Origin of the sequence: Bradyrhizobium sp. CCBAU 21365 (genome assembly GCF_015291305.1) — a bacterium.
Classification (GTDB): domain Bacteria; phylum Pseudomonadota; class Alphaproteobacteria; order Rhizobiales; family Xanthobacteraceae; genus Bradyrhizobium; species Bradyrhizobium elkanii.
The window spans coordinates 5,864,736-5,888,393 of the sequence record NZ_CP030036.1 but is presented as its reverse complement, the minus strand read 5'-3'; the positions used below and the strand labels follow the sequence as shown (position 1 = coordinate 5,888,393).

The following is a 23,658-nucleotide window of genomic DNA, read 5'->3' as shown; positions in this document are numbered from 1 at the left end:
TGCCGATGTCGCGAACCTTAACAGGACTGCTTGTCGGACTGATGCTGGCACTGTCGCCGATTGGGGCATCGGCGCAGCAGAAGGCGGCCGATCCGGCCGTCCTCGCCAAGGGCGAGTATCTCGCACGCGCCGGCGATTGCATCGCCTGCCACACCGCGCGCGAAGGCATGACCTTCGCCGGCGGCCTGCCGATGAAGACGCCATTCGGCACGCTGTACACGTCGAACATCACGCCCGATCCGCAGACCGGGATCGGCACGTGGACCTCCGATCAGTTCTACCAGATGATGCACAATGGCCGCTTTCCCGATGGCGGCCTGGTCTATCCGGCGATGCCGTTCGCCTCCTATACCAAGGTGACGCGCGAGGACAGCGACGCGATCTACGCCTATTTGCGCACGGTGCCGCCTGTGAGGCAGCTCAACAAGCCGCATGACCTGACATTCCCGTTCAACAATCGCTCGCTGATCCTCGGATGGCGCACGCTGTTCTTCAGGGAAGGCGAGTTCAAGCCGGATCCGACGAAGTCGGCGGAGTGGAATAGAGGTAACTATCTGGTCGAGGGACTGGGTCATTGCGGGATGTGTCACACCCCGATCAATGCGCTCGGCGGCAGCAAGCAGTCGCAGGCCTTCGAGGGCGGCCTGATCTCGATGCAGAACTGGTACGCGCCGTCGCTGACCTCCAACAAGGAGACGGGGCTCGGCGACTGGACCATCGAGGAGATCGTCGACTATCTGCGCAAGGGCGTGTCCGCCAAGGGCGCGGTGTACGGGCCGATGGCCGAGGTCGTGTACAACAGCCTGCAATATCTCAATGATGATGATGCGCGCGCGATGGCGGTCTACCTGAAGGGCCTTGCGCAGGGCGGTCCTCCGGAAAAGGCGTCGACTTCGCTGCCGTCGGCCGAGAGCAGTCTGCTGCTGTCCTTTGGCAAGTCGATCTATGACCGCGACTGCGCAAGCTGTCATGGCGCGGTCGGGCAGGGCATGCCGCCGGATTATCCGCCGCTTGCCGGCAATCAGTCGATCCAGATGGTCTCCGCGGTAAACCCGATCCGGATGGTGCTCAATGGCGGTTATCCGCCGGGCACGTCAGGCAATCCGATGCCCCACGGCATGCCGCCCTTCGCGCAGAAGCTGTCGGATGACGAGGTCGCGGCTGTCGTGACCTACATTCGAACGGCCTGGGGCAATCGCGGCGAGCCGGTGTCGGCGCGGCAGGCCAACGAACTGCGGGCAGCAACGCTGAACTAAAGCATGATCCGGAAAAGTGCGAAGCGGTTTTCCGAAACGATCATGCTCAAACAAAGGAGCTAAAGCGCGATGACTAGTCAATCTCGTCTCGTCGCGCGTTAGGGGGAGCGCGATCATGATCAACTCGTCTTCGCCGCAACCGCCGGCATCGGGCTCGGAAGACGATGATGTCGAGACCATCGTCCGCGCCGGTCCGGGTGGCGCGGTCGCGGTCGCGGGCATTGCGACGGCCGTCGTGGTCGGATTGTGGTTTGCATTCTACCTGCTGGTCTTCCTGCCGCGGAGCGTTCCCTGATGGCGAGCGAGACCGATCACAGCCTCGGCGAGGCCGTTGCCGCACGGATCGAGCGGCGCTGGGCGACGTTGTCGATCGTCATTGTCGGCGTCCTGGTCGGCATGGCGGCCTATATCGGCATCCATCAGGCGACGATGCCGCAGGGCCGGGTCGAAACCGCCGATCCCAAGACGCTGCATCTGTCGGGCGAATTCGTCGAGAGCAATCTCGGCAGCGAAATGCTGGCCGACGGATCGGTCACCGTGCGCGCGATTGGCCAGCAATATTCCTTCACACCGCAATGCATCGTGGTGCCCGCGGAGACTCCGATCACCTTCCGCGCCACCAGCGCCGATGTCGTCCACGGTTTCCTGATCGAGGGCACCAACATCAACACGATGCTGGTGCCGGGCTACGTCACCGACCTGCCGGTGCGCTTCAAGGCGCCGGGCGATCACGTGATGCCGTGCCAGGAATTCTGCGGCATCGGCCACCAGGGCATGTGGGGCAAGGTCAAGGTGGTCGACAAGGCTGCGTTCCGTGACATGGCGGCAGCGAAGCGGAGGCTGACCTGTGTTGATTAACAAGCGGCTGATCGCGGCGCATTTCTGGCTTGCCTTCATCGTGTTCGGCGTCGCGCTGGTGCTCGGCGCCTGGCAGATGTTCGTGCGCAGCCCGTTGAACGCCTGGCATTTCAATCCCGAGTTCTATTATCGCTCGGTCACCGCCCATGGCTCGGCGATGGGATACGTCTTCCCGACGTTGATCGCGATGGGATTCGGCTACGCGATCACCGAAGCCTCGCTCGAGAAAGAGCTGGTTGGACGGCGCTGGGCCTGGGTGGGCTTCTTCCTGGTCGCCGTCGGTGCCGTTGTCGCGATGATCCCGGTGTCGCTCGGGCTCGCCTCGGTGCTCTACACCTTCTATCCGCCGATGGTCGGCAACCCCTTCTATTACATCGGCGTCGTCATGGTCGTGGTCGGCTCATGGATCTGGGTCGCGCTGATGGTGACCAATTTCGTGATCTGGAAGCGCGAGAACCCGGGCAAGCCGGTGCCGCTTGCGATGTATGCCAATGTTGCGGGCTCATTGCTCTGGGGCTGGACCGCGGTCGGCGCGGCGCTGGAGATCCTGTTCCAGATCCTGCCCGTGGCGCTTGGGCTGAAGTCGACGATCGATGCGGGGCTGGCCCGTGTCTTCTTCTCCTGGACGCTGCATGCCATCGTCTATTTCTGGCTGATCCCGACCTACATCGCCTATTATACGATCTTTCCGCGTGCGATCGGCGGCCGGCTCTTCAGCGACGCGATGGCGCGGATTTCGTTCATCCTGTTCGTCGTGGTGGCGATGCCGATCGGCGTGCACCATCTGTTTGCCGACCCGCAGGTCGGCGCCGGATTCAAGTTCATGCACTCTGTGTTCACCGGCCTCGTCGCGCTGCCGACGCTGCTCACGGTGTTCACGATCTGCGCGTCGGCGGAGATCGCCAGCCGCCTGCGCGGCGGCCGCGGTGCATTTGGCTGGATCGGGGCGCTGCCGTGGTCCAATCCGATCATGCTGGCGACGGCGCTGTCGCTGGTCATGCTCGGCTTCGGAGGCGCCGGCGGTCTGATCAACATGAGCTATCAGCTCGACGCCACCGTGCACAACACGCAGTGGATCACCGGCCATTTTCACCTGATCTTCGGTGGCGCCATCGTCATCATGTATTTTGCCATCGCCTATGATCTGTGGCCGCATCTGACCGACCGGGCGCTGGACAGTTTTGCGCTGATGCGCACGCAGCTCTGGCTGTGGTTCATCGGCATGATCGTGACCACCTTCCCGTGGCACTATGTCGGTATTCTCGGCATGCCGCGCCGCATGGCCTATTATGACTATGCCAACCCGGCGATCTCGCCGCAGGCCTTGTCGGTCACGATGTCGGCAATCGGCGGATTCATCCTGTTGCTGTCGGGCCTGCTGTTCCTGCTGGTGTTGATCCGCGGGCAGTTCGGCGCGCGGGGCGAGGCTGGTGCGTACCGCTTCGCGGTGCCGTTGCACATGCCGGCGCGGATTCCGGTCGCGCTCAACTCGTTCGGCCTGTGGCTCGCATTGATGGTCGGCCTCACCGTGGTGAACTATGGTTTCCCGATTGCGCAGCTGATGGCGCTGAACGAGACCAGCGTGCCTGCGGTCTATGTCGGAGCAGGCCGATGAGCGACCAGCCGCTGTTCTCGCTTCGCAATCCGTGGTTCGGCGCCAGCGTCGGCATCACGGCCGCCATCGCCGTGTTGTCGGCCGTCGCAGGCCTGATCTGGTTGCCGCTGGCGCAACCCAATTTGAAGCTTGCCGGCGTCTGGGATGCGATCTGCAGCGCGGCCGGCGTTCCGCGTGCCGCCGTGCAGGAGCCCGGCATCAAGCCGGATTTCAAGACGTCGAACGTCATCATGACGTCGGAGATGCTGACCAAGGTGAATCAGGTCTCGATCGGGCGGGGCGCGACGCTGGCGCAGCGCTGCGCGATCTGCCACGGACCGCAGGGCGTCAGCGACGCCCATTCACCGAACCTCGCCGGGCAATTTGCCGCGGTGACGTACAAGGAACTGAACGACTTCAAGACCGGCGCGCGGGTCAGCGTGGTGATGAGCCCGTTCGCGGCGGCGATGAGCGATCAGGACATGAAGGACGTCGCGGCCTATTACGCCTATCTGCCGCGGGTGCCTTCGAACAATCTGGATACCGGGCGTCCCGCGCCGGCGATCGTGGTGACGGGCGCCCCGATGCGCAACATCGCGCCTTGCGGCTCCTGCCACGGCGATGTCGACAACAAGGCGGGAAGCCCCTGGCTCGGCGGCCAGTCGGCGGTCTACATCAAGGCGCAGCTCGAGGCCTTTGCATCCGGGGCCCGCCGCAACGACATCAGTCAGCAGATGCGCAACATCGCGCGCCAGATGACGGCCGAGGAGATCGACCAGGTCGCGCACTACTACGAGGCCCAGCCCTGAGCCATTAACGCGCCATTAACCATAATTACGGCAGGTTGACGGGACATGGGTGCCGATTGCCGGCACCCGGCAAGGCACCCGGACAGATGGCGGTCGACCTCTTCAATGCGACGGCTTCGGCAGGTGTCGATCCCTCGCGCCTGAAGGTCGCGAGCTCGATCAAGCAGGCGGCCGCGACCACCGGCACGAGCTTCGAATATCTGCTCACGACCGCGAAGATGGAATCCAATTTCAATCCGCGGGCCGGCGCCACGACCTCGTCGGCGCATGGACTTTATCAATTCATCGACCAGACCTGGCTCGGCACCGTCAAGGAGGCTGGAAGCCAGCTCGGCTACGGCCAGTATGCCGACGCCATCAGCAGGAATTCCGACGGCAGCTATTCGGTCGGCGATCCCTCCGCGCGCGCCGCGGTCATGAAGCTGCGCGACGATCCGGACGCGGCGTCCTCGATGGCGGCGGTGCTGACGCAGTCCAACAGCTTCAAGCTCACCGGCAAGCTCGGCCGCCGTCCGACCGATGCCGAACTTTACATGGCCCACTTCATGGGAGTCGGCGGCGCCGGCAAGCTGATCTCGAGCGCCGAGGATAGCCCGAGCGCCAATGCGGCCGCGATGTTTCCGAAGGCGGCGGCCGCCAACCAGTCGATCTTCTACGACAAGTCGGGCAACGCGCGCAGCGTCAGCCAGGTCTATTCGGTGTTGACCACGCGCTACGCCGCGGCCGCGAACTCCAAGGACACGCGCACCGCCTTCGCCGCGGCGGGCGGCGACACCATGTCGCCTTACGCGATCGCAAGCGCCGCGCCCACACAAGCGCTGACCATGGACACCGCGTCCTATCTCTCGACCTTCCCGGACTCCCGGTCGGCGACGCCCGTCGCTGCGACCTCGGCCGTCGCATCGGCGCAGCCGGCACCGGCCTTCCGCTCGCTCTACCAGGCCGGCGACCGCTCGGAGCCGATCTCGCCGGCGGTGCAGGAGCTGTGGGGCAATTCCTCCTCGCTGACCGCGTCGGCGACGCCAAAGGTTCGCGCGCCCGGACGGCTTGACCTGTTCAGCGATCCGAGCGGCACCTACAGCAACGGCTAGCGCCGCCCTGCCGCGCGCGCGAAGCCGCACGCCGTTGCCGTCTTAACGAAACGTCAATAATCCCAAACGTTTATGGTGAACCCTTTATTAAGCGTCATGGTTTATTTTTCCTTGTAGTGGCGTCGTATGCCGATGCCGTTTCGTTGCGTAAGCCGGCAGGACCATGATCGTTCGGCAATTTATTAGTTGGATTAGGACCGCTCCAGCAGGTGAGCGAGCAGAGGCGACACGGGCGTTGGCCCGGGCCTGGCTCATCTCGGATCTCACCGAGGACGACCGCATCGCAGCCGAAGGCGCGCTGCTGATGCTGCTCGACGACCCGTCGCCGCTGGTACGGCAGGCGATGGCCGAGGTGTTCGCGCGCAGTGCGGACGCGCCTGCCGCAATCGTGCAGGCGCTGTCGGCCGACCAGCCGGCGATCGCGCTGCCGGTGCTGGAACATTCACCGCTTCTGATCGATGCCGACCTCGTCGACATCGTCGCCACCGGTTCCGACGAGATGCAATGCGCGATCGCGCGCCGCATCAACCTGCCGGCCTCCGTCGCCGCCGCGATTGCCGAGGTCGGCTCGGCGGCGGCCGCGCTCGAGCTGATCGAAAATCCTTACGCCGGCCTCGCGCCATTCTCCTGGGATCGCATCGTCGAACGCCACGGCCATCTCGCCGCCATCAGGGAATCGATGCTGCAGCTGGAAGACCTGCCGTCGGCGACGCGGCTGGCGCTGGTCGCAAAGCTCTCCGACACGCTGGCGCAGTTCGTCGTCGCGCGAAACTGGCTCGGCAGCGATCGGGCCGACCGCATCGCCGGCGAGGCCAGGGAACGCTCCACCGTGAACATCGCCGCGCGTGCCTTCGGCGATGACATGCAGAACCTGATCATGCATCTGCGCGCCACCGGGCAATTGACCGCCGGGCTGATCCTGCGCGCGCTGCTGTCGGGCAATCTCGATTTGTTTGGGGCGGCGCTCGCCGAACTGTCCGGACTGCCCTATGGCCGCGTCTCCGCGCTGTTGAACGACCGCGGCGGCAACGGCCTGCAGGCGCTGCTGCGCCGCGCCGGTCTGCCGGAATCCACCTACGCCGCGTTCCGCGTCGCGCTCGAGGCCAGCCACGAGGTCGGCTATGTCGACAGCGGCGACGGTGCGGCGCGGCTGCATCGCCGCATGGTGGAGCGGGTGCTGACGCATTGCGAGACGGACCATTCGGCGGCCGAGCCGCTCCTGATCCTGCTGCGCCGCTTCGCGACCGAATCGGCCCGCGAGGACGCGCGGATGTTCTGCGAGGAGCTCGCCGCGGAAGACGCCATCGCGGTGCTGCCTTACGACGACGATCTCATCGCGGCCTGAGGGCCGCGATTCTTTCCGATCGATGGATGCCTGAGAGGCGGCCGCAACGCGAGCGGCCGGCCGCGCGGCTATTCGCCGGGCACGATGCTCGGCGCGAGGATCGCCTCGAGGTGCTCGGGCCGGTCGCGGTTGGCGTGGGTCAGGAATTCATCGGCGATGCCGCGGAGCTGCTTGCTCAGCACGCCGGCGACGACCGCGGTGTCGAGCTTGGTGCGGTTGCGCACGATCGCCTGCACGGCGTTGATGTGATGGGCGATCAGCTGCGGCGGCACGGCGCCGAGATCCGGCGCGTGCTCGATGATGCGGCACAGGCTCTCCGCGGCTGCGGCGGCCGACGGATAGCCGAATGTCGCGGCGTCGCCCTTGATGTCATGCGCGGCGCGGAACAGCTCCTCGCGCGTCTTGTCGCTGAAGCCCTCGCGCAGCACGGTGGCGTGCGCGGCGGAGAGGCGGTCGGCCTCGATCGTCATCCACTCCTTGAACTCGCCCGACAGCCCGGCGAGCGCCTTTTCGGCGCGGCCGACCGGATCGTCGAGATCGCTCTCGGGGACGCGCAGCAGCATCTTGCGCAGCGGATTGGGCTGCGTGATCACGTGGTGCGTGCCGAAACTCTTGACCTCGATCGTCCCGGGTTTGTCTTTCGCCATGGCGGTGTCCTAGATGGCCGAGCGCGCCTTTTCGAGCAGCGACGGCTGTTGCAGCACCTCGACCTCGCCGCTGCCGCGGCGTTCGGGGCCGATATAGGTGGTGGTGGTGTTGCGGCGGCGGTCGGGGCCGAAATAGGTCTTGGTCTTGATGAACGGGCGCGGATTGGCGACCACGTTCATGATGCGCTGGTAGAGGCCCTTGGCCGAGATCGGCTTGGCCAAAAATTCGGTGACGCCGGCATCGCGCGCCACGGTGACACGGCGCTTCTCGGAATGCCCGGTCAGCATGATGATCGGCGCGTAGGGGTTGCCCTTGGATTCCGGCTGCCGGATCATCTGCGCAAGCTCGAGCCCGTCGAAGATCGGCATCGACCAGTCGGTGATGACGATGTCGGGCACGTAGTGCGTATACATCTCGAGCGCGGTGGCGCCGTCCTCGGCCTCATACACCTCGCGCGCGCCGAACGAATGCAAGAGCGTCCGCAGGATGCGGCGCATGTGCGGATTGTCGTCGCAAATCAAAAATCGCAGCTTGTTGAAATCGATGCGATACATGGTCCGGCCCTGATAGGGCATTACCTCGCCAATGCGGTATTACCCGACGTTAACCATATCCTGCCCGGGGTTAATGATTGGTTGCCGGGCAAGGGGCAGCCGTCGCCGTCAGTAGCCGAACTGCTCGCGCAGGATGCGTTCTTCCAGCGAGTGGCCGGGATCGAACAGCATCCGCATCGCGATCGTCTTGTCGGACAACACCTCAACCCGGCGGACGTCGCGCACCTCGTCATGGTCGGCGACCGCGGCGACCGGGCGCTTCTCGCCCTCGATCACCTCGATCACCACGAAGGCGGAATTCGGCAGCAGCGCGCCGCGCCAGCGCCGCGGCCGGAACGCGCTGATCGGGGTCAGCGCCAACAGCGCCGCGTTGATCGGCAGGATCGGCCCCTGGGCGGAGAGGTTGTAGGCGGTCGATCCGGCCGGCGTCGCCACCAGGATGCCGTCGGCCATCAGCTCGGGCATCCGCTCGTGCTCGTCGATCAGGATGCGCAGCTTGGCGACCTGGTAGGTCTGCCGGAACAGCGCGACCTCGTTGATGGCGTGATGCAGATGCACGGCGCCGTGGATGTCGGTGGCGCGCATCAGCAGCGGATTGATCAGCGACTCGCGCGCGGCGGCAAGCCGGGTGCGCAGATCATGCGTCGAATATTCGTTCATCAGGAAGCCGACGGTGCCGCGGTGCATGCCGTAGATCGGCTTGCCGCTGCGCATGTTGGCGTGCAGCGTCTGCAGCATCAAACCGTCGCCGCCGAGCGCGACCACGACGTCGGCATCGGCGGGTGGATGGTTGCCGTACATTTCCGTCAGCTGCTCGAGCGCCGATTGCGCTTCCGCACTGGCGCTGGCGACGAAGGCGATCTTGTCATACCGCTTGGAGCTGGCCATTCGCTCACGAACTCGTTTGGCACGGAACACGCCGCGCTCGTCTATACATCCCGGGCGGCCTTGTCGAGATGGTCCGGGAACGGACCGCATGCCACGCCGGCGCCGCCAAACTAGCGCAGTTTGCCGCTGGGTTGCGTAAATCGGGGCGCAGGGAGTGAACGATATGGCTAACAGTCTTGCGACACGGCTCGCCGCGGCGTTGCTGGTGGCCTGTCTTGCGACCGCGGCGCGGGCCGACGACGAGACCCCGCAGCCATCGCCGTCGCCGAGCGTGCAGGCCCCAGGCGGCCAGAACCCAGCTGGCCAGAACCCGAGCGGTCAGAAGGGGCGGGCAGGACGCGGCGGCGAGGCCGGCTCCGGCGCCAACGCCGCGGCCAGCGGCTCGACCGCCGAGCAGCACCGCCTGCCGCCGGACTCCACGACCAAGCAATCGGTCGCGCTGCCGAACCGCACCCTTAACTTCAGCGCGACCGCGGGCTCGATCCGCGTGTTCGACGACAAGGGCGAACCGCTCGCCGACATCGCCTATACGTCCTACCAGCTCGACGGCGCCGAGAAGGCGAACCGTCCGGTGACCTTCCTGTTCAACGGCGGTCCGGGCTCCGCGTCGGCCTGGCTGCAATTGGGCAATATCGGGCCGTGGCGGCTGCCGTTCGACGGCGCGGTGTCCTCGGCCGCGCCCGAGCTGCAGGCCAATGCCGACACCTGGCTCGATTTCACCGATCTCGTCTTCATCGATCCGGTCGGCACCGGCTACAGCCGCTTCGTCACGACGTCGGAGGAGGCGCGCAAGCGCTTCTTCACCGTCGACGGCGACGCCAATTCGGTCGCGCTGGTGATCCGCCGCTGGCTGGAGAAATACGACCGGCTGACCTCGCCGAAATATCTCGTCGGCGAAAGCTATGGCGGCATTCGCGGACCCAAGGTGGTACGCAATCTGCAGATGCAGCAGGGCGTCGGCGTCCGCGGCCTGGTGCTGATCTCGCCGGTGCTCGATTTCCGCGAATATACCGGCTCCAGCCTCCTGCAATATGTCGCAAGCCTGCCGACCATGGCGGCGGTCGCGCGACAGGCGAAGGGCCCGGTGACGCGCGAGGATCTCGCCGACGTCGAGAGTTACGCGCGCGGCGATTTCCTGCTCGACCTCGTCAGGGGGCAGGCCGACACCGAGGCCACCACGCGGCTCGCCGACAAGGTCGCAAGCCTGACCGGGATCGATCAGGCGGTGAGCCGCAGGCTCGCCGGCCGTTTCGACATCGGCGAATTCCGCCGCGAGTTCGATCGCAAGAACGGCAAGGTCACCGGCCGCTACGACGCCTCGGTCGAGGGCTTCGATCCCTATCCGGATTCCAGCTACTTCCGCTTCAACGATCCGTCCGGCGATCCCCTGATGGCGCCCTTGACCAGCGCCGCCGTCGACCTCACCACGCGCAAGCTGAACTGGCGGCCGGACGGCTCCTATCATCTGCTCAGCGAGAGCGTGAACAAGGCCTGGGAGTTCGGTCACGGCATCAGTCCGGCGGAGTCGGTGACGCAGCTCCGCCAGGCGCTGGCGCTCGACCCCAACCTGAAACTCCTGGTCGGCCACGGCCTGTTCGATCTCGCCACGCCGTACTTCGCCTCGAAGATCATCCTCGACCAGTTGCCAGCCTTCGCGGGCCCGAGCCGCACCAGGCTCGCGGTCTATCCCGGCGGCCACATGTTCTACTCCCGCGACGGCTCGCGCCAGGCCTTCCGCAAGGAGGTCGAGGCGCTGATGAGGTGAGGGGATGTGGCGGCGTGGATTGCGCCGTCGCTGCAAATACGGTCGTCGTCCTGGCGAAAGCCAGGACCCATTACCACTGGATTCGATTGTGAGCGGGATCGTGGCCCCAGCGTCGCGCAACAAGTGCCATTTGGGGGAATGGGTCCTGGCTTTCGCCAGGACGACATCGATTGTGTGGCACGGCCGACATCCACATTCGTCGTCCCGGCCCCCCGTGCGCAATTACGCATCAGGCCGGGACGACACCCAATTGTTGCAGCATCGGTGCCATGCACCCGCATTCTCGCGACATGCTTCGCTCAAAAAACGCTTAGCGCTCACGGCTCCATGGGAAGAGGGAGGCCGGGAAGTCGGCCGCGTAGCGGTGACCGATCGGCGGGCGGGGCTCTTCTTGCGGAGGATTCCGGTCGGGCTCGACCACCTTCCGGTAAAGATGCCAGGTCGCATGACCAAGCACCGGCAGAACGACGCAGAGGCCGACGAAGAACGGCAGTGAGCCCACGGCCAGCAATACCGCAACGATCAATCCCCACGCGGCCATCTCAATTGGATTCATCATCACGGCTCGTATCGAGGTGCGGATCGCATCGATCGCTGTCGCATGACGGTCGAGCATCAGTGGAAATGAGACGACGCTGACGCACAGGGCAACCAAGGCGAAAAGGAAGCCGACGCCGCATCCGACGATGATGAGCGACCAGCCTTCGGGCGTCGTCAACACGCGCTTTGCGAAATCAGGGATGCTCGCAGCCGGCGCATAGCCGAACGTCATGATGTAGATCGCGTCCGCGGTGGCGATCCAGACCCCGAACAGAACGAACAGGAGAACGCCGAGTTCGAACATGGCGCCGAACGACGGCGCGCGCAGCACCTGCATTGCATCCCAGGCTCCTGGCTCCTCTCCGCGTTCGCGTCGTCGGCTCAGTTCGTAGAGGCCGAGTCCGGCGAAAGGACCGATCAGGGCGAAGCCGGCGGCGAGCGGAAACAGCAGCGGCAGCACCGAATAGCCAAGCACAAGTCTGAACAGGACAAGTCCGAGCACCGGATACATCACGCACAGGACGATTGCGTGGGTCGGGATGGCCTTGAAGTCTTCCCAGCCGAGGCGCAGCGCGTCGCCCAGGTCGGAAAGGCTGATCTTGCGAACGACGAAGGCGGTAGAGACGCCAAACAATTGCAGCTTGGGTCGTGCGAACACCGTGGTCATGGTTCCGGTCTCCTTGCTTGTGGCCGCAGGGGAACGGAGCGCCATCAACACACGCACATCCGCCTCATGCGCGAAAATCGCGACTGAGTCCGGCAAATCAGATTCAACCAGAAGGAGCTTGCCGGACGACATCTGTCGCAACCGGTCCGGTAAAACTAGTCCGATGCGCGGCAGAAGCAAGGTGGCGAATGCGGTCGGGAGAATTGTGCAGCTGCACAAGCGATGTCTTGCGATGCACCATGCGAGACGGGAGGGCCGATCAGTGTTCGCGGCATCCCATGCATTCCCGGCAGCACGCGCCGGACAGGGGCGGGCATTACTCCTCTATTGACGTCCGCCTCGATGGGTACCATGTTGATGGTTGACGCCCCCAGCTCCGATGAGGTTGCGGCCGTGACGTTGAGTTTTTGTCATGTCCCAGCATCGTGACCGGCAGAATGGGCGAGGCAAAAGCCACGGTGATGGTGAACGTGAGACCATCCCTCTGACGTGAGCTCCGCCCTTTCGTTCGTCTCCGCAGCCTTCGATGGCAAGGAGGAATGAGGGATGGCTGTAGCGATCTTACTGCTCCTGGTTGCCGTCGCCTCGGTGCTGTTTCACCTCTACAGCCCCTGGTGGTGGACCCCGATTGCCTCGAACTGGAGCTATATCGACCACACCATCAACCTGACATTCTGGATCACCGGAGCGGTGTTCTGCACGGTGATCGTGTTCATGGCCTATTGCGTCCTGCGCTTTCACCACACCGAGGGACGGCGCGCCCACTACAATCCCGAGAACAAGAAGCTCGAATGGTGGCTCAGCATCGGCACCGCGATCGGCGTCGTCGCCATGCTGGCGCCCGGCCTCGTCGTCTGGCACCAGTTCGTCACCGTTCCCGACGACGCGACCGACGTCGAGGTCGTTGGACAACAATGGATGTGGAGTTATCGGCTTCCGGGAAAGGACGGCCGGCTCGGCACCTCAGATGCACGCCTGATCAGCTCCGACAATCCACTCGGGTTGAATCCCAATGATCCGAACGGGCAGGACGACATCGTCGTGCAAAACGAGGATCTGCATCTGCCGGTCGGGAAGCCGGTGAAGGTGCTGCTCCGCTCGATCGACGTCCTGCATGATTTCTACGTCCCCGAGTTCCGGGCGAAGATGGATATGATCCCCGGCTCGGTGACCTACTACTGGCTCACGCCGACCCGGACCGGAACCTTCGACGTCCTCTGCGCGGAGCTTTGCGGTGCCGCGCACGCACAGATGCGCAGCAAGGTCGTCGTGGAAGAAGAGAAGGAATATCACGCGTGGCTGGACAAGCAGCACACGTTCGCCGCCTTGTCCGGCCAGCGCAACGTCGCGAAGGCGGCGTACAAGACTGGCAGCGAATGAACATGCCGACGAGGATCGGCCGGATGTTCGGCCGGATATGACGTGAACTCGTCGCTGAGCGGAAGACCGAGGAGGGTATTCCGATGGTCGATATCCCGTTTGATCAGGTCGCAGGCATCCCGCCCGCCGAAGTAGGTGAGGTCGAGCTCTACCATCCGCACAGCTGGTGGACGAGGTACGTCTTTTCGCAAGACGCCAAGGTGATCGCCGTCCAGTACTCGATCACGGCGATGTCGATCGGAATGGTTGCGCTGGTGCTGTCGTGGATGATGCGGCTGCAACTGGGATTTCCCGGCACATTCTCCTTTATCGATGCCAATCAGTACCTTCAGTTCATCACCATGCACGGCATGATCATGGTGATCTATTTGCTCACGGCGCTGTTCCTCGGCGGCTTCGGTAACTACCTCATCCCGCTGATGGTCGGCGCGCGGGACATGGTCTTCCCCTATGTGAACATGCTGAGCTATTGGGTCTACCTGCTCGCGGTGCTGGTGCTGGCCGCGACATTCTTCGTGCCGGGCGGGCCGACCGGTGCCGGCTGGACGCTTTATCCACCCCAGGCGATTCTGTCCGGTACCCCCGGGCAGGACTGGGGCATCGTTCTCATGCTGGCCTCGCTGATCCTGTTCATCATCGGCTTCACGATGGGCGGGCTCAATTACGTAGTGACGGTGCTGCAGGCGCGCACGCGCGGCATGACCTTGATGCGCATGCCGCTGACGGTGTGGGGCATCTTCACCGCGACCGTGATGGCGCTGCTGGCGTTCCCGGCGCTGTTCGTGGCCTCGGTGATGCTGCTGCTGGACCGCCTCCTTGGAACGAGCTTCTTCATGCCGACACTGGTCGAGATGGGCCAGCTGACCAAGTATGGCGGCGGCAGCCCGATCCTGTTCCAGCATTTGTTCTGGTTCTTCGGCCACCCCGAAGTCTACATCGTCGCGCTGCCGGCGTTCGGCATCATCTCGGATCTGATCAGCACGCACGCGCGCAAGAATATCTTCGGCTATCGCATGATGGTCTGGGCGATCGTGGCGATCGGAGCGCTGAGCTTCGTCGTGTGGGCGCACCACATGTATGTCAGCGGCATGCACCCTTATTTCGGGTTCTTCTTCGCCACCACGACGCTCATCATCGCGATCCCGACCGCGATCAAGGTCTACAACTGGGTGCTGACCCTCTGGCGCGGCGACATCCATCTCACGGTGCCGATGCTGTTTGCGCTCGGCTTCATCGTCACCTTCGTCAATGGCGGCCTGACCGGGCTGTTCCTCGGCAACGTTGTCGTCGATGTTCCGCTGTCCGATACGATGTTCGTCGTCGCGCACTTCCACATGGTGATGGGAATTGCGCCGATCATGGCCGTGTTCGGCGGGATCTATCACTGGTATCCGAAGGTCACCGGGCGGATGCTCAATGATGCGCTCGGACGCTTCCACTTCTGGGTGACGTTCATCGGGGCCTATGCGGTGTTCTTCCCGATGCACTATCTCGGCCTGCTCGGGATGCCGCGCCGCTATCACGACATCGGCGAGACCTCGTTCGTCCCGGCATCCGCCCATGACCTCAATGCGTTCATGAGCGTGGCGGCGCTGATTGTCGGCTTCGCCCAGCTTGTCTTCCTGTTCAATCTGGTCTGGAGCCTGTTCAAGGGAAGAGAGGCGGGCGGCAATCCCTGGGGTGCCACCTCGCTGGAATGGCAGACGCCGGAGACCCCGCCGGGGCACGGCAACTGGGGCAAGGAGCTCCCCGTCGTCTATCGCTGGGCCTATGATTACAGCGTGCCCGGTTCCGCGAGAGACTTCATCCCGCAGAATGAACCGCCGGCCAAGGTGCTGGCCCAGGGAGCCCATCCGTGAGTGCCATCGTCCTGTTCATTGCTACGATTGCAGCGATCGCGGGATGGTGGCTCTCGCAGCAACGGCTGGCCGCCAAGCCGTGGCTGGAGCAGGGCATTGCCGTCGATCTTCGCGGCGATCTCGGCTCTTCGGTGCCGGCGGCGAAAATCGGCCTTGGTGTCTTTCTCGCGGTGGTCGGCTCGCTGTTCGCGCTCCTGATCAGCGCCTACTCGATGCGCACCACCATGGTGGACTGGCGCGAGCTGCCGCTGCCGAGGCTGGTGTGGTTCAACACCGGCGTCCTCGTCATCAGCAGCGTGGCGCTGCAATGGGCGCTGATGGCCGCGCGCCACGACGACCATGAGGGCTTGATCGCGGGCCTGTTGGTCGGCGGTGCATCGGCCGTGATGTTCCTGATCGGGCAGCTCGTGGTGTGGCAGCAGCTCAACGTCGCCGGCTATGTCATGGCGTCGAATCCGGCCAATTCCTTCTTCTATCTGATCACCGCGCTCCACGGGCTGCACGTGACCGGCGGCCTGGTGGCGCTCGGCAGGGCGACCGTAAAACTGTGGCGCGGCGCGCCGATGACGCAGATGCGCCTGAGCGTCGAGCTTTGTACCATCTACTGGCATTTCCTGTTGCTGGTATGGCTGGTCCTGCTCGGTCTGCTGACGGGCTGGACCGACAATTTCGTCGACATCTGTCGCCAGTTGCTCACCTAGCGAGGCAGGACGCGATGACCGAAACCACACTCGCAACCCCCAAGGCGCTGCCCGGAACGACGCCCGGACTGCGAGGCATCGCCGCCGACTGGGCCTCGGACCAGCGCGCGTTCAAGAACGTGTCGTGGGGGAAGGCCATGATGTGGATCTTCCTCCTGAGCGACACCTTCATCTTCAGCTGCTTCCTGCTGTCGTACATGACGGCGCGAATGTCGACGACCGTGCCGTGGCCCAATCCCAGCGAAGTCTTCGCGCTCAATATCGGCGGCCAGCACATCCCGCTGATCCTGATCGCGATCATGACCTTCGTCCTGATCAGCAGCAGCGGGACGATGGCGATGGCCGTCAACTTCGGTTACCGCCGGGATCGCGTCAAAACCGCAGCCTTGATGCTGGTCACCGCGGCATTTGGCGCGACGTTCGTCGGAATGCAGGCTTTCGAATGGACCAAGCTGATCATGGAGGGCGTGCGGCCCTGGGGCAACCCGTGGGGCGCACCGCAATTTGGCGCTTCCTTCTTCATGATCACCGGCTTCCACGGCACCCACGTGACCATCGGTGTGATCTTCCTGATCGTGATCGCGCGAAAGGTTTGGCGGGGAGACTTCGACGTCGAGCGGCGCGGCTTTTTCACGAGCCGCAAGGGCTACTACGAGATCGTCGAAATCATGGGCCTGTACTGGCATTTCGTCGATCTGGTCTGGGTGTTCATCTTTGCCTTCTTTTATCTCTGGTGAGGTCGCGCATGACAGAAGCAGCGGTACATGTGGAAGGGCAGGCAGCACAGCATGTGCTACACAGCTATGTGCATGGCGCGGTGGCATCGGGCGCCGCGCATGCGGAGGGCCAGCAGCACCCGATCAAGCTCTATCTCGTGGTCTGGGGATGGTTGTTCGTGCTCAGCACCTGCTCCTATCTCGTCGACTATTTTGGTATCCATGGCCACCTGCGATGGTCGCTGATCCTGCTGTTCATGGTGCTGAAGGCCGGCCTGATCGTCGCCGTGTTCATGCACATGGCCTGGGAGCGGTTGGCATTGGCCTATGCCATTCTGTTGCCGCCGGTGCTGGTGCTGGTTTTTGTGGGGATCATGGTGTTCGAATCCGACTATACGCACCTGCTTCGGGTCATGTTCTTCGCACCAGCAAGCTAGAAATGGGGCGGCCATGACCACATCGGTCGTGCTGGACGAGGCAAGACATCCTGAAGGCGGAGGCCTCGCCGCATCGTCCGGCACCCTGCGAAGAGGGCCTTCAACCGATGGCTTTTCGAACTGACGAGGAATTAATCTCGTGCAAATCAATCGTTCAATTCGTCGCCGGAGCTATGCCAACATCGGAGACTACGTCGCACTGACGAAACCGCGCGTGATGTCGCTGGTCGTCTTTACCGCACTGGTCGGTCTCATGGTCGCACCGGGGGGCATCGATCCCTTCATCGGGTTCGCTGCTCTTGTTTGCATCGCTGCGGGCGCCGGCGCTGCAGGCGCGCTCAATATGTGGTACGATGCCGACATCGATGCGATGATGGCACGTACCGCCATCCGTCCAATTCCGAGCGGCCGCGTATCGCGCCCGGAAGCATTGGTCTTCGGATTGATGCTCGGCACGTGCGCCGTCCTCGCCCTCGGCACCTTGCTGAACATGGCCGCTGCTGCGCTGCTTGCTTTTACAATCTTCTTCTACGTTGTCGTCTACACGATGTGGCTCAAACGCCGAACCCCGCAGAATATCGTCATTGGCGGTGCCGCCGGCGCGCTCCCTCCGGTGATCGGCTGGGTCGCGGTCACAGGACATATCGGGCTCGAGCCGCTCATCCTGTTTCTGATCATCTTCCTTTGGACGCCACCCCACTTCTGGGCACTGTCGCTCAATCTTGCTGGAGAGTATGCCCGCGCCGGAGTGCCGATGTTGCCGGTCGTGGCCGGCAAGGCCGAAACAAAGCGCCAGATTCTTCTCTACAGCGCCCTTCTTGTTTCGACCTCACTGCTGCCTTGTGCACTGGGGTTTGCTGGAGCCGTCTACGGCGCGGCTGCGGTGACGCTGGGAGCGATCATGATTTTTCTCGCATGGCAGGTACGCCGGAGCCACGACAAGGAAAGGCGGCCCGCTCGTCGCCTGTTCGTGTTTTCGATGCTCTATCTGGTCCTGCTTTTCGGGGCGCTGCTGATGAATGCTGCGCCCTACGCTCAGTCCCACTGACTGGACGCATTCGAATCGACAGCCGCCTTGCGCCATCGGACAGCTCAGTGATTGAATTTCGCGGGGCACCCGCCGGGGACGGCCCTAGCGCTCGTCTCGCATATATGGACTTCGCTGGGAGACGCGTCTCAGGTCTTGGTCGTCTTGATCGGCAGACATCGTCTGGAGCCCGTGCATACGTGGCACGCTCGCCGGGTTACCGAACAAGATCCAGGCGATAGCGCCCGTGGCCAGCATTCCGCCGCAGATCACCAAAAGGTCCCGCCTCATCGCGCGTCCTCCGCATGTGGCCATCTCCAAGCATAAATCAGGCCAATCCAGCGGGTACGGACAGGTGCGGCGCACAGGATAGCGTTGGACAAGTAGGACAAGCTCGCCCTAAGCTTCGCCCATTGCAGCAGCCAGGCGCGGTTCAACGATGGACTGGTCCTACTATCTCGGGAGCACTGCTATTGTCCTGCTTCTTCTTGCCTATCGGCTGCATGGCGGGCTGTTTAGGAAGAATTCATTGCGGGACGAGAGACTAAATCGACTGATTGATGAACGCATCGGACGCATGGACCTGAAGCGACGCAACGATTGAATCGCCCAGAAGCGGCACCTCCACTCTCCGGAATCAATCCTTGCGGCGACGGCAGAGCCGTCTCCGGAGCGGACCATTGCGGCAGATGATACGTCTTATGATTTGAAAAGAGCTATTTGAGCATCGAATGAAAGTCTGGGTCTATACCGACACAAGCAAGCCCGTTGGCGAGCCGGAGCGTCTGAAGGTTTTCGCGACCAATGACGCCGCGCAGTCGTGGTTCAAGCGGAACGTCCCGGAGGGCGTCGCTTTTGCTTACGAGATTATTCTGGGGCCGCGTTACCTCGCCAAGACGCTCCTCGTGCTGTCCGTCCTGCTTCTTGGCATCGCCGACCTATACACCACGAACACAATCCTGAATCTCGGCCTCGGCGAGCTGAACCCGTTCATGCATGTCGCTCAGACATGGCTCGGCCCCTGGTGGCTTATCCCGAAGCTCGGTTTGACCTATTTCATGATGTGGCTGCTTTGGCGCAGCAATAACCCTTACAATATTGCGATCGTGGCGGCGTTTTGCTCCACGCCCGTACTCAACAATCTTCTCATCATAGCAGGCACGAACTAACCTCAATTCACGTTTCGAGCGTGAACCGAAGGATCGATCTGTCTCACCCATACGTCTCCACGATGAAGTCGATCAGCGCGCGGAGCTTCGGCGTCATCTTGCGGTGCTTCGGCCACAGGATCTGGCGCGCGCGGGCCCGCGTCGTGTAGTTCGGCAGCAGGACCTGCAGCCGTCCTGCGGCGATATCGTCGGCAAGCAGCTCGTCGCGCATCAGCACGATGCCGGCGCCGGCCAGCGCCGCATAACGGATGCCGAACGCGCTGTTGATGAAGAGGCGGCTCGCGACATCGACATGCACTTCGCCCTCCGGCCCCAAGAAGGTCCATCGCTGTCCGTCCGACCAGCCGGGGTAGCGCAGGCATTCATGGCGGGCGAGATCCGCCGGATGGGTCGGCGTGCCGCGTTCGGCGAGATAACTCGGCGCGGCGCACACCACGCCGGTATAGGGCGACAGCGAGCGCGACATCATGGTGGAGTCAGTCAGCGTGCCGACCCGGATCGCCGCATCCAGCCCTTCCTCGAGCAGGTCGACCATCCTGTCGCTGAGGATGAGGTCGACCGAGACTTCCGGATACTTCTTCATGAAGCGGACCAGCGCGGGCGCCAGGCTGTACGATCCGAAGGCGACCGAGGTCGCGATCCGGAGCTTGCCGCGCGGTGCGCTGAGGGCCTCCTCGACCAGCGCATCGCCGGCCTCGGCCTGTTCCAGCAATTGCCTGCAGTGATCGAGATAGCTGCGGCCGAGCTCGGTGAGGCCCTGCCGCCGGGTCGACCGGTTGATCAATTGCGAGCCGAGCCGGTCCTCGAGAAAACGGATATGCTTGCCGATCATGGTCGGCGACATCCGCAGCTCCTTGGCCGCCGCGGTGAAGGAGCCCAGATCGGCGACGCGGGCGAACACGGACATGCTGGTCAGTCGATCCATGATTATAAACCAATAGTTATTTCACTGCAGATCAAAGCGTCGCTTATACGGCGCTGGAATTGTATTTATTACCATAAGTGAGCAATCGGCGCGATGATCCGTGCGATTGCTTCGAAATGCTGCCGATTTCGCCCGGAGGGACGCGATCCCGCCCAGGACTTGAACCAGACAGGAGTGTCAGGATGCCTTTCCAGATCACGATCAATGGGACCAGTCATCAGGTCGATGCCGATGGCGATACGCCGCTGCTCTGGGTGCTGCGCGACGTGCTCGGCATGACCGGCACCAAGTTCGGCTGCGGCATGGCGCTGTGCGGCGCCTGCACGGTGCATCTCGATGACAGCGCGGTGCGCTCCTGCATCACGACGATCGACAGCATCGGCGACTCCAAGATCACGACCATCGAGGCGGTCGGCAACACGCCGGCGGGCAAGAAGATCCAGGACGCATGGCTCGCGCATGAGGTGCCGCAATGCGGCTACTGCCAGTCCGGGCAGATCATGTCGGCTTCCGCGCTGCTCGCGAGCAAGCCGAAGCCGACCGATGCCGATATCGACGACGCGATGTCCGGCAATATCTGCCGCTGCGGCACCTATGTCCGCATTCGCGAAGCCATCAAGCAAGCCGCGCAGTCGGGAGGTTGAGCCATGACGCTGATCGACAATCTGTCCGAGCGCGCTGCTGACCTGTCGCGGCGCAACTTCCTCCGCGCCGGCGCGATCGCGGGCGGCGGCCTGCTGCTCAGCGTGAGCCTGCCGTTCGCGGGCCGCGAGAGCGAGGCGGCGGCCTCCGACGGCTTCGCGCCGAACGCCTTCGTCCGGATCGGCGGCGACGGCAAGGTCGTGCTGACCATGCCCTATGTCGAGATGGGGCAGGGCACCTACACCTCGATCCCGATGCTGATCGCCGAGGAACTCGAGATCGGCCTGACGCAGGTCCGGCTCGAACACGCGCCGCCGAGCGACAAGCTCTACGCCAACCCGCTGCTCGGCGTGCAGGCCACCGGCAATTCGAATGCGATGCGCGGCGCCTGGCAGCCGATGCGGAAAGCCGGCGCGACTGCGAAGGCGATGCTGGTTGCAGCCGCGGCGAAACGCTGGAACGTCGAGCCTGGGACATGCCGCGCCGAGAACGGCGAGGTGCATCATGCAGCCTCGGGACGCAAGCTGGGTTACGGCGAACTGGCGACCGACGCGGCGCAGATGCCGGTGCCGGAGAATGTCACGCTGAAGAGCCCGTCCGAGTTCAAGCTGATCGGCACGCCGGCCAAGCGGCTCGATACGCCCTCCAAGATCAACGGCACGGCGGTCTACGGCATCGACGCCCGGCCGCCCGGGGTGAAGATCGCGACCCTGGCGCAGTCGCCGGTGTTCGGCGGGCGGGTGAAGCGCGTCGATGATGCGGCGGCAAAAGCCGTCAACGGCGTGCGCCAGATCGTGACGCTCGACGACGCCGTCGCGGTGGTGGCCGACCACATGGGGGCGGCGAAGAAGGGTCTCGCGGCGCTCACGATCGAGTGGGACGAGGGGGCCCACGCCAAGCTCGCCACATCGGATATCGCGCGCGAGCTCGAAACCGCCACCACGAAGCCGGGCGCGGTCGCGCAGAATATCGGCGACGCCGACAAGGCGATGGCAGGCGCGGCGACGAAAGTCGAGGCGACCTATCAGCTGCCGTTCCTCGCCCATGCGACGATGGAGCCGATGAACTGCACCGTGCATGTGCGCCCCGATGGCTGTGAGATCTGGGTCGGCAGCCAGGCGCTCTCGCGCGCGCAGGCGGTGGCCGCGAAGGTGCTGAACATGCCGCCGGAGAAGGTGGTGGTGCATAATCACCTGCTCGGCGGCGGCTTCGGCCGCCGGCTCGAGGTCGATGGCGTCATTCGCGCGGTGCAGATCGCCAAGCAGGTCGATGCGCCGGTCAAGCTGGTGTGGACCCGCGAGGAGGACATCCAGCACGACATGTACCGGCCCTACTGGTGCGACCGGATTGCGGTCGGGCTCGATGCATCCGGCAAGCCGGTCGCCTGGAACAACCGCTTCGCCGGCTCGTCGGTGCTGGCGCGATGGGCGCCGCCGGCGTTCCGCAACGGGCTCGACCCCGACACGACGGAAGGCGCGATCGATCTCGTCTACGACATCCCGAACTTCCACGTCGAATATGTCCGGGTCGAGCCGCCGGGCATTCCGACCGCGTTCTGGCGAAGCGTCGGGCCCTCGCACAACGTGTTCGTCACCGAAAGCGTGATCGACGAGCTGGCGGCGGCGGCGAAGCAGGATCCGGTCGATTATCGCCGCGCGCTGCTCGGCAAGTCGCCGCGCGCCAAGGCGGCGCTCGAGCTCGCGGCGGCCAAGGCCGGTTGGGGCGGCAAGCTGCCGGCCGGGCGCGGACGCGGCGTGTCGCTGCAATTCGTGTTCGGCAGCTACCTCGCGCAGGTCGCCGAGGTCGAGGTCGCCAGGGACGGCTCGGTCCGCGTCCACCGCGTCGTCTGCGCGATGGATTGCGGCACCGTGGTCAATCCCGACACGGTGCAGGCGCAGCTGCAGAGCGGCATCAATTTCGGCGTCACGGCGGCGCTCTACGGCGAGATCACGCTCAAGGACGGCCGCGTCGAGCAGAGCAATTTCGACAGCTACCAGATGCTGCGCATCGATCAGGCGCCGGCGATCGAGGTCCATATCGTCCCGAGCACCGAGCCGCCCGGCGGCATGGGCGAGACCGGAACCTCGGGCATCGTGCCGGCGATCAGCAACGCGATCTTCGCGGCGACCGGCAAGCGGCTGCGCAAGATGCCGGTCGATCCGGCGGTGTTGAAGCAGACGTAAGCCGCGGGTGAGAATGTCAGCCGGGGTGCTGGCGCGATCGTGAAGCCGGACGGATTTGCGCCGTGCACAGATCCGTGCGAGAAGCGGGCATGCATTTGAGGCGGCTCGCCAATCTCTGGATTCTGCTGCTAGTCGCGGCCGGGCTGTTGCTCGCGCCCGTGGCGCCGGCATTTGCCCGGATGATGCCGGATGCATCGGCTGCTGCGATGCAGGCGATGTCCGATCACGCCATGTCTGGACAGGCCATGTCGCATCAGGCCGTGTCCGTCGAGACCATGTCCGGGCAGGAGATGGCCGACGACATGCCGTGCTGTCCGGACCAGAGCAAAAGCAAGGGCTGCGGCGACTGTCCGTTCCTCGCGCTCTGCATGCTGAGCGTTTCGCTACCGGTGCCCGCCGGCACAGCGTCGCTGGTCGAGCGCGAGCCGCTGCGGAGCCGGATCGCCGCCCGTGACGACCGCCTGCTTGACGGCCTTGGTGCCAAACCTCCCGACCATCCGCCTCGAACCCACGTCTGACGGGCGCGCAAGCGCCTGATCGTTGACGCGTGCGCCAGACGGCGCGCGTGCCTTTGCATGCCGCTCACGCGGTTCATCAGACGTAT

General features: G+C 64.1%; 23 protein-coding genes. 18 read left to right on the top strand and 5 right to left on the bottom strand.

What is annotated here, in order from left to right:
* The first annotated feature begins 5 nt into the window (after positions 1-5).
* The 7 genes from XI02_RS27680 to XI02_RS27650 all read left to right on the top strand — a co-directional run bounded on the left by XI02_RS27680 (position 6) and on the right by XI02_RS27650 (position 6,953).
* Positions 6-1,256: a cytochrome c gene (locus XI02_RS27680; RefSeq protein WP_370143224.1), complete on the top strand. Its 1,251-nt coding sequence runs from the start codon at positions 6-8 to the stop codon at positions 1,254-1,256.
* Positions 1,257-1,371: 115 nt separating this feature from the next.
* Positions 1,372-1,551: a hypothetical protein gene (locus XI02_RS27675; protein WP_016843914.1), complete on the top strand. Its 180-nt coding sequence runs from the start codon at positions 1,372-1,374 to the stop codon at positions 1,549-1,551.
* The gene (locus XI02_RS27670; RefSeq protein WP_016843913.1) at positions 1,551-2,114 is read left to right on the top strand and encodes a hypothetical protein; all 564 of its coding nucleotides are present in this window, start codon (positions 1,551-1,553) and stop codon (positions 2,112-2,114) included. The genes XI02_RS27675 and XI02_RS27670 overlap by 1 nt, the downstream gene beginning before the upstream one ends.
* Positions 2,104-3,729, top strand: coding sequence for a b(o/a)3-type cytochrome-c oxidase subunit 1 (locus tag XI02_RS27665; protein WP_016843912.1), 1,626 nt, complete (start codon positions 2,104-2,106; stop codon positions 3,727-3,729). The genes XI02_RS27670 and XI02_RS27665 overlap by 11 nt, the downstream gene beginning before the upstream one ends.
* Positions 3,726-4,517 (top strand): c-type cytochrome, encoded by a 792-nt coding sequence (locus tag XI02_RS27660; RefSeq protein ID WP_016843911.1) that lies wholly within the window; start codon positions 3,726-3,728, stop codon positions 4,515-4,517. Before XI02_RS27665 ends, XI02_RS27660 begins: the two co-directional genes overlap by 4 nt.
* 86 nt (positions 4,518-4,603) lie before the next feature.
* Complete coding sequence (locus tag XI02_RS27655) at positions 4,604-5,608, top strand: transglycosylase SLT domain-containing protein (RefSeq protein WP_018272280.1); 1,005 nt, start codon at positions 4,604-4,606, stop codon at positions 5,606-5,608.
* Positions 5,609-5,771: 163 nt separating this feature from the next.
* Positions 5,772-6,953: a DUF2336 domain-containing protein gene (locus XI02_RS27650; protein WP_026192936.1), complete on the top strand. Its 1,182-nt coding sequence runs from the start codon at positions 5,772-5,774 to the stop codon at positions 6,951-6,953.
* A 68-nt stretch (positions 6,954-7,021) separates the two neighbouring features.
* Here XI02_RS27650 and XI02_RS27645 read toward each other — a convergent pair whose 3' ends face one another.
* The 3 genes from XI02_RS27645 to XI02_RS27635 form a co-directional block, all read right to left on the bottom strand.
* A complete protein-coding gene (locus XI02_RS27645; RefSeq protein ID WP_016843908.1) occupies positions 7,022-7,600 on the bottom strand; it encodes an Hpt domain-containing protein in 579 nt (192 codons plus the stop codon).
* Between the two features lie 9 nt (positions 7,601-7,609).
* Entirely contained in the window at positions 7,610-8,155 is a 546-nt protein-coding gene (locus XI02_RS27640; RefSeq protein WP_026192935.1) for a response regulator, read from the bottom strand.
* Between the two features lie 108 nt (positions 8,156-8,263).
* A complete protein-coding gene (locus tag XI02_RS27635) occupies positions 8,264-9,043 on the bottom strand; it encodes an NAD kinase (protein WP_016843906.1) in 780 nt (259 codons plus the stop codon).
* A gap of 163 nt (positions 9,044-9,206) precedes the next feature.
* On the opposite strand from XI02_RS27635, the gene XI02_RS27630 reads away from it, so the two are divergent.
* On the top strand, positions 9,207-10,808 hold the full coding sequence (locus XI02_RS27630) for a S10 family peptidase (protein WP_018272278.1): 1,602 nt from the start codon (positions 9,207-9,209) through the stop codon (positions 10,806-10,808).
* A 310-nt stretch (positions 10,809-11,118) separates the two neighbouring features.
* Here the strand turns inward: XI02_RS27630 and XI02_RS27625 are convergent, their stop codons facing one another.
* Positions 11,119-12,015: a DUF2189 domain-containing protein gene (locus XI02_RS27625; protein ID WP_026192934.1), complete on the bottom strand. Its 897-nt coding sequence runs from the start codon at positions 12,013-12,015 to the stop codon at positions 11,119-11,121.
* A 546-nt stretch (positions 12,016-12,561) separates the two neighbouring features.
* Here XI02_RS27625 and coxB point away from each other — a divergent pair.
* The 7 genes from coxB (at position 12,562) to XI02_RS27590 (ending at position 19,304) form a co-directional block, all read left to right on the top strand.
* The gene (gene coxB / locus XI02_RS27620; RefSeq protein ID WP_018272276.1) at positions 12,562-13,395 is read left to right on the top strand and encodes a cytochrome c oxidase subunit II; all 834 of its coding nucleotides are present in this window, start codon (positions 12,562-12,564) and stop codon (positions 13,393-13,395) included.
* A gap of 83 nt (positions 13,396-13,478) precedes the next feature.
* Complete coding sequence (gene ctaD / locus XI02_RS27615; protein ID WP_018272275.1) at positions 13,479-15,254, top strand: cytochrome c oxidase subunit I; 1,776 nt, start codon at positions 13,479-13,481, stop codon at positions 15,252-15,254.
* Positions 15,251-15,955: a cytochrome c oxidase subunit 3 gene (locus XI02_RS27610; RefSeq protein WP_016843901.1), complete on the top strand. Its 705-nt coding sequence runs from the start codon at positions 15,251-15,253 to the stop codon at positions 15,953-15,955. The genes ctaD and XI02_RS27610 overlap by 4 nt, the downstream gene beginning before the upstream one ends.
* A 14-nt stretch (positions 15,956-15,969) precedes the next feature.
* The gene (locus XI02_RS27605; RefSeq protein ID WP_016843900.1) at positions 15,970-16,692 is read left to right on the top strand and encodes a heme-copper oxidase subunit III family protein; all 723 of its coding nucleotides are present in this window, start codon (positions 15,970-15,972) and stop codon (positions 16,690-16,692) included.
* Positions 16,693-16,700: 8 nt separating this feature from the next.
* Positions 16,701-17,108, top strand: a complete 408-nt coding sequence (locus tag XI02_RS27600) for a cytochrome C oxidase subunit IV family protein (protein ID WP_026192933.1) — start codon at positions 16,701-16,703, stop codon at positions 17,106-17,108.
* A gap of 139 nt (positions 17,109-17,247) precedes the next feature.
* Positions 17,248-18,156 (top strand): heme o synthase, encoded by a 909-nt coding sequence (locus XI02_RS27595; RefSeq protein ID WP_016843898.1) that lies wholly within the window; start codon positions 17,248-17,250, stop codon positions 18,154-18,156.
* Positions 18,157-18,866: 710 nt separating this feature from the next.
* Positions 18,867-19,304, top strand: a complete 438-nt coding sequence (locus XI02_RS27590) for a DUF5658 family protein (RefSeq protein ID WP_016843896.1) — start codon at positions 18,867-18,869, stop codon at positions 19,302-19,304.
* A 43-nt stretch (positions 19,305-19,347) separates the two neighbouring features.
* Here XI02_RS27590 and XI02_RS27585 read toward each other — a convergent pair whose 3' ends face one another.
* Positions 19,348-20,229: a LysR substrate-binding domain-containing protein gene (locus XI02_RS27585; RefSeq protein ID WP_016843895.1), complete on the bottom strand. Its 882-nt coding sequence runs from the start codon at positions 20,227-20,229 to the stop codon at positions 19,348-19,350.
* Positions 20,230-20,411: 182 nt separating this feature from the next.
* On the opposite strand from XI02_RS27585, the gene XI02_RS27580 reads away from it, so the two are divergent.
* The 3 genes from XI02_RS27580 (at position 20,412) to XI02_RS27570 (ending at position 23,572) form a co-directional block, all read left to right on the top strand.
* Positions 20,412-20,873 carry a (2Fe-2S)-binding protein gene (locus tag XI02_RS27580; protein WP_016843894.1) on the top strand — a complete coding sequence of 154 codons (462 nt, stop codon included), beginning with the start codon at positions 20,412-20,414 and terminating at the stop codon, positions 20,871-20,873.
* A gap of 3 nt (positions 20,874-20,876) precedes the next feature.
* Positions 20,877-23,054 carry a xanthine dehydrogenase family protein molybdopterin-binding subunit gene (locus XI02_RS27575; RefSeq protein ID WP_018272272.1) on the top strand — a complete coding sequence of 726 codons (2,178 nt, stop codon included), beginning with the start codon at positions 20,877-20,879 and terminating at the stop codon, positions 23,052-23,054.
* Between the two features lie 89 nt (positions 23,055-23,143).
* A complete protein-coding gene (locus tag XI02_RS27570; RefSeq protein WP_018272271.1) occupies positions 23,144-23,572 on the top strand; it encodes a hypothetical protein in 429 nt (142 codons plus the stop codon).
* Positions 23,573-23,658: the final 86 nt, after the last annotated feature.